Genomic DNA, 13,199 nt, shown 5'->3' on the forward strand with positions numbered 1-13,199 from the left:
AAGTCGCTGGATTCGTCAAGGCTGTGCAGCGCCGCCGTCATGTCGGCTCGGCGCTCAGGCATAAAAAAACCGACTTATTCACATAAGTCGGTTCGATCGAAAGAGCTGTGTATAACTTAGCCCTTGATGATTTTCTCGGGTCGCTTCCAGCCCGCGATGTTGCGCTGGCGCGCTCGCGCCACCGCCAGTTCGGCTTGTTCAACGCTTTGCGTGATGGTCGAGCCGGCTGCCGTAGTGGCGCCTGCCTTGATTTCCACAGGCGCAACCAAGGCGTTGTTGGAGCCGATGAAGACATCCTCGCCCAGTACGGTTTTGAACTTGTTGGCGCCATCGTAGTTGCAGGTAATGGTGCCGGCGCCGATGTTGCTACGCGCACCGATCACGGCGTCGCCCAGGTAGGTCAGGTGACCGGCCTTGGCGCCCTCACCCAGATGGGCATTTTTCAGCTCGACGAAGTTACCCACATGCGCCTTGGCTTCCAGCACGCTGCCCGGACGCAGACGCGCGAACGGGCCAGCATCGCTGCCCTCGCCCATCACCGCGCCGTCCAGATGAGTATTGGCCTTGATGATCGCACCTTTGCGCAGGGTGCTGTCCTTGATCACGCAGTTCGGGCCGATCTGCACGTCGTCCTCGATGACGACGTTGCCTTCGAGGATCACGTTGATGTCGATCAGCACATCGCGCCCGACGGTAACCTGACCGCGCACATCGAAGCGTGCAGGATCGCGCAGGGTCACACCCTGAGCCATCAGACGGCGTCCTTCACGCAGCTGATAGTGACGCTCGAGCTCCGACAGCTGGCGACGGTCATTGGCGCCCTGCACTTCCATGGTGTCATGCGGCTGTTCGGTGGCCACCAGCAAGCCATCGGCCACCGCCATGGCGATGACGTCGGTCAGGTAATACTCGCCTTGGGCATTATTGTTGGACAGTCGGCCCATCCAGTCAGCCAGGCGTGCAGCGGGCATCGCCAGAATGCCCGTATTGCCTTCGCGGATGGCTTTTTGCGCTTCGCTGGCATCCTTGTGCTCGACGATGGCCGCTACCTGTCCCTCGGCATCACGCACGATGCGGCCATAGCCGGTCGGGTCCTGCAGGGTCACCGTCAGCAGCCCCAGCTGCTTGTCGCTGACCTTGGCCAACAGGCGCTGCAAGGTCTCCACTTCGATCAGCGGGACATCGCCATACAGCACCAGCACGGTGTCGGCAGTGATCGCCGGTAGCGCTTGGGCCACAGCATGGCCGGTACCCAGTTGCTTATCCTGCATGACGAAATTCAGGTCATCGGCCGCCAAGCGCTCGCGCACCAGCTCTGCACCGTGTCCGATGACCACATGGATACCTTGTGGCGCGAGCTGCCGTGCGCTGTGGATAACATGACCAAGCATGGAATTGCCTGCAACCGGGTGCAGCACCTTGGGCAGCGCCGAGCGCATGCGGGTGCCTTGGCCGGCGGCGAGAATAACGATATCGAGTGACATTGACTGGCTACCAATCCTGGGCGGTCAGTGAAGCGACCGGTTTGAGGGTGACAAAAAAGAAAAAGGGTAGCCGATGGCTACCCTTGTTCTCAATCTGCATGAAGGCTGCGGGCTTAGCCGCCGAACTTCCTGCGGATCTGCTGGACGGTGCGCAGCTGAGCTGCGGCCTCGGCCAGACGTGCGGATGCGGCACTGTAGTCGAAATCCGCGCCTTTCTCGTGCAGGGCCTTCTCAGCTTCCTTGACGGCATTCTGAGCGGACGCTTCATCCAGGTCGGCAGCACGTTGCACGGTGTCGGCGAGTACCTTGACCATGCTCGGCTGCACTTCCAGGAAGCCACCGGAGATGTAGAACACCTCGCGCTCGCCGCCCTGCTTGGTCAGCGTGATCGGACCAGGCTTGAGATTGGTGATCAGCGGCGCGTGGCCTGGAGCGATACCCAGATCGCCCAGGTTGCCGTGCGCTACTACCATCTCGACCAGGCCGGAGAAGATTTCTCCTTCCGCGCTGACGATATCGCAATGGACTGTCATAGCCATCTGCTTGCCTCAACCTGATTAGCGCCCCTTGCGGGGCGCCGGGATTACAGTTTCTTGGCTTTCTCGATCGCTTCGTCGATGCTGCCGACCATGTAGAACGCTTGTTCTGGCAGGTGGTCGTAGTCACCTTTGAGGATGCCGCTGAAGCCAGCGATGGTGTCTTTCAGGGAAACGTACTTGCCTGGCGAACCGGTGAAGACTTCGGCCACGAAGAACGGCTGCGACAGGAAGCGCTGGATCTTACGAGCACGGGCTACCAGTTGCTTGTCGCTTTCGGACAGTTCGTCCATACCCAGAATGGCAATGATGTCCTTCAGCTCTTTGTAGCGCTGCAGAACATACTGAACGCCACGAGCGGTCTCGTAGTGCTCGTTGCCGATCACGTTCGGGTCCAGCTGGCGCGACGTCGAGTCCAGTGGATCGACCGCTGGGTAGATACCCAGGGAGGCGATGTCACGGGACAGAACCACGGTGGCGTCCAAGTGGGCGAAGGTGGTCGCTGGCGACGGGTCGGTCAAGTCGTCCGCAGGTACGTATACGGCCTGAACGGAGGTGATCGAACCTTCCTTGGTGGAGGTGATGCGCTCTTGCAGAACGCCCATCTCTTCAGCCAGGGTCGGCTGGTAACCTACTGCCGAAGGCATACGGCCCAGCAGTGCGGATACTTCGGTACCGGCCAGGGTGTAACGATAGATGTTGTCGACGAACAGCAGAACGTCGTTACCTTCGTCACGGAATTTCTCGGCCATGGTCAGGCCGGTCAGCGCAACGCGCAGACGGTTTCCTGGTGGCTCGTTCATCTGACCGTAGACCAAGGCTACTTTGTCGAGAACGTTGGAGTCCTTCATCTCGTGGTAGAAGTCGTTACCCTCACGAGTACGCTCACCCACACCCGCGAACACGGAGTAACCGCTGTGTTCCATGGCGATGTTACGGATCAGTTCCATCATGTTGACGGTCTTGCCGACACCGGCACCACCGAACAGACCGACCTTACCACCCTTGGCGAACGGGCAAACCAGGTCGATAACCTTGATGCCGGTTTCCAGCAGGTCGTTGCCGCCTGCCTGGTCAGCGAACGAAGGCGCTGGCTGGTGGATACCGCGACGCTCTTCTTCACCGATCGGGCCGGCTTCGTCGATTGGGTTGCCCAGTACGTCCATGATACGGCCCAGGGTGGCCTTACCAACAGGAACGGAAATGGCAGCGCCAGTGTCGACGACATCCAGACCGCGCTTCAGGCCTTCGGTCGAGCCCATCGCAATGGTACGAACCACGCCGTCGCCCAGCTGCTGCTGAACTTCCAGGGTGGTTTCCGCGCCTTGTACTTTCAGCGCGTTGTAAACACTCGGCACGACGTCACGTGGGAATTCCACGTCGATGACGGCGCCGATGATTTGAACGATACGTCCGCTACTCATAGCTGGATCCTCTGAATTTTTGAACCGTTAAACCGCGGCAGCGCCGCCGACGATTTCCGAGATCTCCTGGGTGATCGCAGCCTGACGCGCCTTGTTGTAGATCAACTGCAGCTCTTTGATCAAATCACCGGCGTTGTCTGTGGCGTTTTTCATGGCGATCATCCGGGCCGCTTGTTCAGCAGCGTTGTTCTCGACCACCGCCTGGTACACCTGCGACTCCACGTAACGCACCATCAAGCCGTCCAGCAGCTCTTTTGCGTCGGGTTCGTACAGATAGTCCCAGTGATGCTTGAGATCCTGATCCGGGGTTGCCACCAACGGTACCAATTGCTCGACCGTCGGTTGTTGGGTCATGGTGTTGATGAACTTGTTCGAAACCACCGAGAGGCGATCGATACGGCCGTCCAGGTAGGCGTCCAGCATGACTTTGACGGAACCGATCAGATCGTTGATCGACGGCTCTTCGCCCAAGTGGCTGATCGCGGCTACGACATTGCCGCCAAAGATGCGGAAGAAAGTCGCACCCTTGCTGCCAATCACGCACAGGTCGATTTCAACGCCCTGTTCGCGGTTTGCGTTCATGTCCTTGACCAGGGCCTTGAACAGGTTGGTGTTCAAGCCACCGCACAGACCACGGTCACTGCTCACCACGATATAACCGGCGCGCTTCACAGGGCGCTCGATCATGAACGGGTGGCGGTATTCCGGGTTGGCGTTGGCCAGATGACCGATCACCTGGCGGATACGCTCCGCGTAAGGACGGCTAGCAGCCATGCGCATTTGTGCCTTGCGCATCTTGCTGACCGCCACTTTCTCCATGGCGCTGGTAATTTTTTGCGTGCTTTTGATGCTCGCAATCTTACTGCGAATCTCTTTTGCGCCTGCCATGTATCACCTATCAGGTTAGCAAGCGGGGGCCAGGGCCCCCGCTGCGGCTTACCAGGTCTGGGTGGCCTTGAACTTCTCGATACCGGCTTTCAGACCAGCATCGATTTCGTCGTTGAAGTCACCCTTCACGTTGATCTTCGCCATGAGGTCGGCGTGATCACGGTTGAAGAAGGCGATCAGCGCTTGCTCGAAGCTACCGACCTTGGAGACTTCCACGTCAGTCAGGAAACCACGCTCAGCGGCGTACAGCGACAGGGCCATGTCAGCGATCGACATTGGCGCGTACTGCTTCTGCTTCATCAGCTCGGTTACGCGCTGACCATGTTCCAGCTGCTTGCGGGTCGCTTCGTCCAGATCGGAAGCGAACTGGGCGAATGCAGCCAGTTCACGGTACTGAGCCAGTGCGGTACGGATACCACCGGACAGTTTCTTGATGATCTTGGTCTGAGCGGCACCACCTACACGGGATACCGAAACACCGGCGTTCACTGCAGGGCGGATGCCCGAGTTGAACATGGCCGATTCCAGGAAGATCTGACCGTCGGTGATGGAAATCACGTTGGTCGGAACGAACGCGGAAACGTCGCCAGCCTGGGTTTCGATGATCGGCAGGGCGGTCAGCGAACCGGTCTTGCCAGTGACTGCGCCGTTGGTGAACTTCTCGACGTATTCTTCCGAAACGCGCGACGCACGCTCCAGCAGACGGGAGTGGAGATAGAACACGTCGCCTGGGTACGCTTCACGTCCTGGTGGACGGCGCAGCAGCAGGGAGATCTGACGGTAGGCAACAGCCTGCTTGGACAGGTCGTCGTAAACGATCAGGGCGTCTTCACCGCGGTCACGGAAGAACTCGCCCATGGTGCAGCCGGCGTAGGGCGCCAGGAACTGCAGTGCGGCGGATTCCGAGGCGCTGGCAACGACCACGATGGTGTTGGCCAGGGCGCCGTTTTCTTCCAGCTTGCGAACGATGTTGGCAACGGTGGAGCGCTTCTGGCCGACAGCCACATACACACAGAAAATACCGGAGTCTTTCTGGTTGATGATGGCGTCGATGGCCATGGCGGTCTTGCCGATCTGACGGTCACCGATGATCAGCTCACGCTGGCCACGGCCGACTGGGATCATGGCGTCGACGGACTTGTAGCCAGTCTGAACAGGCTGGTCTACCGATTTACGCCAGATCACGCCTGGAGCAACTTTTTCGACCGCGTCGGTCTGGGTGTTGCCCAGAGGACCTTTACCGTCGATTGGGTTGCCCAGTGCGTCGACGACGCGACCCAGCAGTTCCTTACCAACTGGAACTTCCAGGATGCGGCCGGTGCACTTGGCGCTCATGCCTTCGGCGAGGGTGTCATAGCCACCCAGGATCACTGCACCAACGGAGTCTTGCTCCAGGTTCAGGGCCATGCCGTAGACGCCGCCAGGGAACTCGATCATTTCGCCGTACATGACGTCGGCCAGACCGTGGATCCGCACGATACCGTCGGATACCGAAACAACGGTACCTTCGTTACGGGCTTGGGAGCTCACATCGAGGTTATCGATGCGGCCCTTGATGATTTCACTAATTTCGGAAGGATTGAGTTGCTGCATTGCTCTGCTGCCCCTTCAAACTCAAGATTTCAATGCTTCGGCCAGTTTCGCGATTTTGCCGCGAACAGAGCCATCGATTACCAGGTCACCAGCGCGGATGACGACGCCGCCAATCAGGCTGGCATCCTCCGACGCGTGCAGGCGAACTTCCTGGCCTAGCCGTGCACTGAGAACCTTGGCGAGTTTGTCTTGCTGTTCTTGGTCCAACGCGAAGGCACTGGTGACTTCCACGTCCACGGATTTCTCTTGCTCGGCCTTGTACAGGTCGAACAGCGCGGCAATCTCCGGCAGAAGCAGGAGACGGTCGTTTTCCGCGGCAACATGAATGAAATTCTGTGCCTGTGCATTGAACTTGTCACCGCACACGTCAATGAACGTGGCGGCCTTTTCTGCGCTCGTCAGTCGCGGGGCCTTGAGCAGGCGCTGCATGGTGTCGTCTTGCGACACCGCAGCAGCCAGGCCGAGCATGGCTGACCAATTGGCCAGTTGCTGATGGGCCTGGGCATGCTCAAAGGCAGCCTTAGCGTAAGGTCGGGCCAACGTGGTCAGTTCTGCCATGATCGCCCTCGCTTAAATTTCAGCGGCCAGTTTGTTAACCAGCTCCGCATGCGCGTTTTGATCGATTGTGGCGCCAAGGATCTTTTCAGCACCGCCAACCGCCAGGGCACCCACTTGGGCACGCAGGGCGTCTTTAGCGCTGTTGAGTTCCTGTTCGATCTCGGCCAGAGCCTGAGCCTTCACACGGTCAGCTTCGACGCGGGCCTGGTCACGGGCTTCCTCGACTAGCTGAGCAGCGCGTTTCTTGCTTTGCTCGATGATTTCAGCTGCCTGTGCCTTCGCTTCACGCAGTTGCTGACCCACTTTCTCTTGGGCCAGCTCCAGGTCGCGAGCTGCGCGGTTGGCAGCGTCCAAGCCGTCTGCAATCTTCTTTTGGCGCTCTTGCAGAGCAGTGATGACCGGAGGCCATACGTACTTCATGCAGAAGAGTACAAAAATCAGAAAAGCAACGGATTGGCCAATCAGGGTTGCATTAATGTTCACGCCAACACCTCGCTCGGTCTTTGTCCATCACACCAATCAACTCGTAAGAAACGAGTGATTAGCCGGCGATCTGACCAACGAAGGGGTTCGCGAAGGTGAAGAACAAAGCGATACCAACACCGATCATGGTTACGGCGTCGAGCAGACCGGCAACGATGAACATTTTGACCTGCAGCATCGGAACCATCTCTGGCTGACGCGCAGCGCCTTCCAGGAATTTGCCGCCCAGCAGGCCGAAACCAATGGCGGTACCCAGAGCACCCAGGCCGATCAGCAGAGCAACAGCGATAGCGGTCAGACCAACTACAGTTTCCATCTTTCCTCCCGACTTTTACGTCGTATTGGTTAGGTTTTTAGTTTGAAGCGGTAAAACAAATCGTTTGGAACAGCTGCCCTTGCGGACTTTTAAAGCCCTCCCCCCAAACGAGCGGGGAAGGCTACAAGACACGCCAGGCGGTCTTAATGGTTATCTTCATGGGCCATCGACAGGTAGACGATGGTCAGCATCATGAAGATGAAAGCTTGCAGGGTGATGATCAGGATGTGGAACACGGCCCACGCCCACTGCAGCACCACACCCAGGCCGCTGAGCCAGAGGATGCCGGCGCCGAACATCACGGCGATCAGGATGAACACCAGCTCGCCGGCGTACATGTTGCCGAACAGACGCAGTGCCAGCGAGATCGGCTTGGCGATCAGGGTGACGAATTCGAGCAGGAAGTTGACCGGAATCAGCAGGATCTGCAAGAAGATGTTCTTGCTGCCGAACGGGTGCAGGGTCAGCTCACCGATGAAGCCGCCCAGGCCCTTGACCTTGATGCTGTAGAAGATGATCAGGGCGAACACGCAGAAGGCCATGGCCAGGGTCGCGTTCGGGTCGGTGGTCGACACGGCGCGGAACGGAATGTGCGGGTCACCGGAGATCAGGATGGCCAGCTGAGGAATCCAGTCGACCGGTACCAGGTCGATGGCGTTCATCAGGAACACCCAGACGAAGATGGTCAGCGCCAGCGGAGCGATCACCGGGCTACGGCCGTGGAAGGAATCCTTCACGCTGCCGTTGACGAAGTCCACCAGCACTTCCACGAAGTTCTGCAGACCGCTCGGTTGGCCGGAAGTCGCCTTCTTGGCCGCCATGCGGAAGATGAACAGGAAGATCAGACCCAATGCGACGGACCAACCCAGGGTGTCCAGGTGGAACGCCCAGAAGCCCATTGCCTTGGCTTCTGCAGCCGAATGGGCAAAGCCCCAGCTGCCGTCTGGTAGTTGACCGTAGGTCAGGTTCTGCAAGTGGTGCTGGATATAGCCCGAAGCGGTTTCTGCTGCCATGGTTGCCTCAAACGCCCTAAGGTCTCGAAAGTCTTTTATTCATCAGCAGGGGCGCGAACCAGCTGACCAAAAGGGTCAACACGAAGACGCCGAATACTGCCAGCGGCGCCAATGGCTTCACTCCTGCGAAGGTCAGTGCAAAAAGCACTGCCGTCAAAATCATCTTGCCTGCCTCGCCAGCGTAAAACGACTTGACGATGGCCTGTGCCGCCCGAGCTCCGCTGAAGCGAAAAGCCTTCCAGGCGAAATACACGTTGGGCAGCCAGGCAATCAAACCTCCGCAAAGGCCTGAATATCCACTGACCGCCCCTTTCCACTGCCACACCAACAAAGATGCCAGCAGTAGTACGACGAATTGAGCCAGCAGTACCGGAAAAACCGCCCAGCGATGGAAAGGCAGGCGGTTTGGCGTGCGTATTTCCATCACAACTGCTCCTCGGAAGTCGACTAACAAGTCAGCCATGACTTGGCATAATTTGTGCCGACAAAATGCGCGCAGAGTATAGGGGTGGATGCCCCCCTATTCAACTCTTCGGTAGTGATTTCCGACTGCGCGCTACAACGGGAATTGTTTCAACGGATGTGAGCCAGCACGCCCTGCAACTCGTCAAGCGAGTTGTAGCGAATAACCAACTGGCCTTTGCCCTTGTTCCCATGACGTATCTGTACCGCAGAGCCCAAGCGCTCTGCGAGCCGCTGTTCAAGGCGGGCGATATCCGGATCAGGTTTGCTCGCTTCGACCGGCTCAGGTTTGCCGCTGAGCCACTGACGGACCAGTGCCTCGGTTTGGCGCACGGTCAGCCCACGTGCGACAACATGACGCGCCCCCTCTTCCTGGCGATCTTCCTCCAGGCCGAGCAAAGCACGGGCATGGCCCATCTCCAGATCGCCGTGGGCGAGCATGGTCTTGATCGCTTCCGGCAAGGAGATCAGGCGCAACAAGTTGGCCACGGTCACCCGCGATTTGCCGACAGCTTCGGCGACCTGTTGCTGGGTCAGTTCGAACTCCTGCTGCAGGCGCTGCAGCGCCAGGGCCTCTTCGAGCGGGTTGAGGTCCTCGCGTTGGATGTTCTCGATCAGCGCCATGGCGATCGCCGCTTCGTCGGGCACCTCACGAACCATCGCCGGCACGGTGTCCAGACCCGCCTGTTGGGTGGCGCGCCAGCGCCGCTCACCGGCGATGATCTCGTAGCGGCTGTCGCCGATCGGGCGCACCACGATCGGCTGCATGACGCCGTGGGTGCGGATCGAGTGAGCCAGTTCTTCCAGCGCCTCGGGGTCCATGTCACGGCGCGGCTGGTATTTGCCACGCTGAATCAGCCCGACCGGCAGGTGCTGCAGTTCTTTCTGGTCGATCTTCACAGCCTGCTCTTCGAGCGCGCTCACGGAAGGACCACTGAGCAGTGCATCCAACCCGCGTCCGAGACCCCGTTTCTTAACGGCCATGCGGATTCCTTAAGTTGTCTGTGCAGTGCGTGATTGACGGCGTTGACGGCGCACCAGCTCACCGGCCAGGGCCAGGTACGCCAAGGCGCCACGCGATTGCTTGTCATACGCCAGTGCCGGCATGCCGAAGCTGGGTGCCTCAGCCAGACGGATATTGCGCGGGATGACGGTATCGTACAGCTGCTCGCCGAAATGCTCCTTGAGCTGGGCCGAAACGTCGTTGTTCAGGCTCAGACGCGGATCGTACATGGTCCGCAGCAGGCCCTCGATCTTCAACTCCGGGTTCAACCGGGCTGCGATGCGCTTGATGTTATCCACAAGGTCGCTCAGACCTTCCAGCGCGTAGTACTCGCACTGCATGGGAATGATCACGCCATCGGAGGCGACCAGGGCGTTGAGCGTGAGCATCGACAACGACGGCGGGCAGTCGATGAGGATGTAATCGTAGTTGTCGCGGATCGGCGCCAGCGCGTTACGCAGGCGGCTCTCCTTGACCTGCATTTCCAGCAGCACCACTTCCGCCGCCGTCAGGTCGCGGTTGGCCGGCAACAGCTGGAAACCACCATGCTCGGAATAGTGCATGGCCTGGGCAAGGTCGCATTCCCCGATCAGCAGGTCGTAGACCGAGTGTTCGAGTTCGTGTTTGTCGACGCCGCTGCCCATGGTCGCGTTGCCCTGCGGATCGAGGTCGATCAGCAGCACACGACGCTTGGTCGCGGCCAGCGATGCTGCGAGGTTGATACAGGTGGTGGTCTTGCCGACGCCACCTTTCTGGTTCGCGATTGCGAATACCTTAGCCATTGTTGCGTGTGTTCCCAATCAAGCCTTGCGGCGCAGTATCAGCAGATGGCGCTGGCCCTGGCAACCCGGAACGGTCAGGGCCTGCTCGCTTTCCACTGTGAAGTCTGCGGGCAATGCTACCAGTTCATCGGCAGGATGCAGCCCCTTCATTGCAAGCCATTGCGTCCCGGTGTCGCCAAGATGGCGGGTCCAGTTGGTGAAGTTCTCCATGCTGCTGAAGGCGCGGGAGATGATGCCGCTGAACGGCACCGCCGGCTGGAAGGCCTCGACGCGGCTGTGGATAACCGACAGGTTGTCCAGTTTCAGTTCCATTTTCACCTGGGTGAGGAAACGCGTCTTCTTGCCATTGGCATCAAGCACCGTTACCTGCTTGTGTGGGTGCAAGATCGCCAGGGGAACACCCGGCATGCCGCCGCCACTGCCCACATCCAGCCAGCTGTCACGACCAGGTTCGACGAAGGCCATGACGCTCAGGCTGTCGAGCAAATGGCGCGAAACCATCTCGTTGGGGTCGCGCACGGCGGTGAGGTTGTAGGCCTTGTTCCATTTGATCAACAAGGCCAGGTAGCCCAGCAGTTTCTCGTGTTGCTCAGGGCTGAGCTGAACGCCCAGCTCACGTGCGCCTGTGGACAACTCTTCAGCGTGGTGCGGGGTGACCAAGGAACTCAAGCGCTCTGCTCCAATTCGCGGCCAGCGCCGCGTTTTTTCAAATGAATCAACAACAGCGAGATGGCCGCCGGCGTAACGCCTGGGATACGTGAAGCCTGACCCAGCGTCTGCGGCCGAGTCTGGCCAAGCTTGCCCTGGATTTCCTTGGACAGCCCGGAAATTGTCGAGTAATCGATATCCACAGGCAGGCGGGTATCTTCACTGGCGCGCAGCCGCGCGATCTCGTCCTGCTGGCGATCGATATAACCGGCATATTTGGTCTTGATCTCGACCTGCTCGGCGACCTGTGGATCGATTGAAGCTCCACCGGTGGCCTCGATCAGCCCTGCGTAGTTGATCTCAGGGCGCGCCAGCAGATTGAGCAGGCTGTACTCATGGCTCAACGGTGTACCGAACTTATCCACAATGGCTTGGCCTTGTGCAGTATTCGGGCGCACCCACGTCGTCTTCAACCGTTGTTCCTCACGCTCGATGCCCTCGCGCTTGGCGCAGAACGCCGCCCAGCGTCGATCGTCGATCAAGCCCAGCTCGCGGCCTTTCTCGGTCAGGCGCAAGTCGGCGTTGTCTTCACGCAGGATCAGTCGGTACTCAGCACGCGAGGTGAACATCCGGTACGGCTCTTGGGTACCGAGGGTGATCAGGTCGTCGACCAGCACCCCGATGTAAGCCTCGTCACGCCGCGGGCACCAACTTTCACGGCCTTGGGCACGCAGCGCGGCGTTGGTGCCGGCCAGCAGGCCTTGGGCACCGGCCTCTTCGTAACCTGTGGTGCCGTTGATCTGACCCGCGAAGAACAGACCGCCGATGACTTTGGTCTCGAGGCTGTACTTCAGGTCGCGAGGGTCGAAGTAGTCATATTCGATGGCGTAGCCCGGGCGCACGATGTGGGCATTTTCCATACCGCGGATCGAGCGCACCAGCTGCAACTGCACATCGAACGGCAGCGAAGTCGAAATGCCGTTGGGATAAAGCTCGTGGGTGGTCAGGCCTTCCGGCTCGATGAACACCTGGTGGCTTTCCTTGTCGGCAAAGCGGTGAATCTTGTCTTCGATCGATGGGCAATAGCGTGGGCCAACCCCTTCGATGACCCCGGAATACATCGGCGAACGGTCAAGGTTCGAGGCGATGATCTCGTGGGTACGGGCGTTGGTATGGGTGATCCAGCAACTGACCTGGCGCGGGTGCATGGCAGCATCGCCCATGAACGACATGACCGGAATCGGCGTATCACCTGGCTGTTCGGTCATCACCGAAAAGTCCACGGAGCGCCCATCGATGCGCGGCGGCGTTCCGGTTTTCAAACGGCCGACGCGGATCGGCAACTCGCGCATGCGCTGCGCCAGGGCAATCGAGGGAGGATCACCGGCGCGGCCACCGGAGTGATTCTGCAGACCGATGTGGATCAGGCCCCCGAGGAATGTGCCGGTAGTCAGCACCACCGATTCGGCGAAAAAGCGCAGGCCCATTTGCGTGACCACGCCTTTGACCTGGTCCTGCTCGACGATCAGGTCGTCACAGGACTGCTGGAATATCCACAGGTTCGGCTGGTTCTCCAGGATCTCGCGCACCACGGCCTTGTAGATGGCGCGATCCGCCTGAGCCCGGGTAGCGCGTACTGCCGGGCCCTTGCGGTTGTTCAACACGCGAAACTGAATGCCGCTCTTGTCGGTGGCGAGCGCCATGGCACCGCCGAGTGCATCTATTTCTTTGACCAGATGGCTTTTGCCGATGCCACCGATGGCTGGGTTGCAGCTCATGTGACCGAGGGTTTCCACGTTATGGGTCAGCAGCAGGGTTTTCACACCCATGCGTGCTGACGCAAGCGCAGCCTCGGTACCGGCATGGCCGCCGCCGATGACGATCACTTCAAAACGGGAAGGGAAATCCACCACGCACCTCGTGCCTGTTTTGCAAATAGAGAAGGTAAGCCGACAAGTATAGGGACTTCACCCTCGTTAAAGAAACCGTCTGAGCAAATTTTGATCAGG

Annotated in this window: 14 protein-coding genes; all 14 read right to left on the minus strand. The window is 59.3% G+C overall.

Annotation, left to right across the window (positions count from 1 at the left end):
* Positions 1–116: 116 nt before the first annotated feature.
* The 14 genes from glmU to mnmG all read right to left on the minus strand — a co-directional run bounded on the left by glmU (position 117) and on the right by mnmG (position 13,100).
* A complete protein-coding gene (gene glmU / locus FS665_RS05565; protein ID WP_145184624.1) occupies positions 117–1,484 on the minus strand; it encodes a bifunctional UDP-N-acetylglucosamine diphosphorylase/glucosamine-1-phosphate N-acetyltransferase GlmU in 1,368 nt (455 codons plus the stop codon).
* A 113-nt stretch (positions 1,485–1,597) separates the two neighbouring features.
* Positions 1,598–2,023 (minus strand): F0F1 ATP synthase subunit epsilon, encoded by a 426-nt coding sequence (locus tag FS665_RS05570; protein ID WP_145184627.1) that lies wholly within the window; start codon positions 2,021–2,023, stop codon positions 1,598–1,600.
* 44 nt (positions 2,024–2,067) lie between these two features.
* Complete coding sequence (atpD, locus tag FS665_RS05575) at positions 2,068–3,444, minus strand: F0F1 ATP synthase subunit beta (RefSeq protein WP_009684662.1); 1,377 nt, start codon at positions 3,442–3,444, stop codon at positions 2,068–2,070.
* A gap of 27 nt (positions 3,445–3,471) precedes the next feature.
* A complete protein-coding gene (atpG, locus tag FS665_RS05580) occupies positions 3,472–4,332 on the minus strand; it encodes a F0F1 ATP synthase subunit gamma (protein WP_145184630.1) in 861 nt (286 codons plus the stop codon).
* A gap of 48 nt (positions 4,333–4,380) precedes the next feature.
* The gene (gene atpA / locus FS665_RS05585) at positions 4,381–5,925 is read right to left on the minus strand and encodes a F0F1 ATP synthase subunit alpha (protein ID WP_145184633.1); all 1,545 of its coding nucleotides are present in this window, start codon (positions 5,923–5,925) and stop codon (positions 4,381–4,383) included.
* Positions 5,926–5,946: 21 nt separating this feature from the next.
* The gene (locus FS665_RS05590) at positions 5,947–6,483 is read right to left on the minus strand and encodes a F0F1 ATP synthase subunit delta (protein ID WP_133325642.1); all 537 of its coding nucleotides are present in this window, start codon (positions 6,481–6,483) and stop codon (positions 5,947–5,949) included.
* Positions 6,484–6,495: 12 nt separating this feature from the next.
* Positions 6,496–6,966, minus strand: a complete 471-nt coding sequence (locus FS665_RS05595) for a F0F1 ATP synthase subunit B (RefSeq protein WP_027917106.1) — start codon at positions 6,964–6,966, stop codon at positions 6,496–6,498.
* Between the two features lie 58 nt (positions 6,967–7,024).
* A complete protein-coding gene (atpE, locus tag FS665_RS05600; protein ID WP_003097235.1) occupies positions 7,025–7,282 on the minus strand; it encodes a F0F1 ATP synthase subunit C in 258 nt (85 codons plus the stop codon).
* 143 nt (positions 7,283–7,425) lie between these two features.
* A complete protein-coding gene (atpB, locus tag FS665_RS05605) occupies positions 7,426–8,295 on the minus strand; it encodes a F0F1 ATP synthase subunit A (RefSeq protein WP_136917296.1) in 870 nt (289 codons plus the stop codon).
* A 16-nt stretch (positions 8,296–8,311) separates the two neighbouring features.
* Positions 8,312–8,719 carry a F0F1 ATP synthase subunit I gene (locus FS665_RS05610; protein ID WP_145184636.1) on the minus strand — a complete coding sequence of 136 codons (408 nt, stop codon included), beginning with the start codon at positions 8,717–8,719 and terminating at the stop codon, positions 8,312–8,314.
* A gap of 149 nt (positions 8,720–8,868) precedes the next feature.
* Complete coding sequence (locus FS665_RS05615) at positions 8,869–9,741, minus strand: ParB/RepB/Spo0J family partition protein (protein ID WP_145184639.1); 873 nt, start codon at positions 9,739–9,741, stop codon at positions 8,869–8,871.
* A gap of 9 nt (positions 9,742–9,750) precedes the next feature.
* A complete protein-coding gene (locus FS665_RS05620; RefSeq protein ID WP_145184642.1) occupies positions 9,751–10,542 on the minus strand; it encodes a ParA family protein in 792 nt (263 codons plus the stop codon).
* 18 nt (positions 10,543–10,560) lie between these two features.
* The gene (gene rsmG, locus FS665_RS05625; RefSeq protein ID WP_145184644.1) at positions 10,561–11,211 is read right to left on the minus strand and encodes a 16S rRNA (guanine(527)-N(7))-methyltransferase RsmG; all 651 of its coding nucleotides are present in this window, start codon (positions 11,209–11,211) and stop codon (positions 10,561–10,563) included.
* Entirely contained in the window at positions 11,208–13,100 is a 1,893-nt protein-coding gene (gene mnmG, locus FS665_RS05630) for a tRNA uridine-5-carboxymethylaminomethyl(34) synthesis enzyme MnmG (protein ID WP_145184647.1), read from the minus strand. The genes rsmG and mnmG overlap by 4 nt, the downstream gene beginning before the upstream one ends.
* Positions 13,101–13,199 lie beyond the last annotated feature (99 nt).

The organism is Pseudomonas sp. URMO17WK12:I11 (assembly GCF_007677725.1).
In the GTDB taxonomy this organism is placed as follows: domain Bacteria; phylum Pseudomonadota; class Gammaproteobacteria; order Pseudomonadales; family Pseudomonadaceae; genus Aquipseudomonas.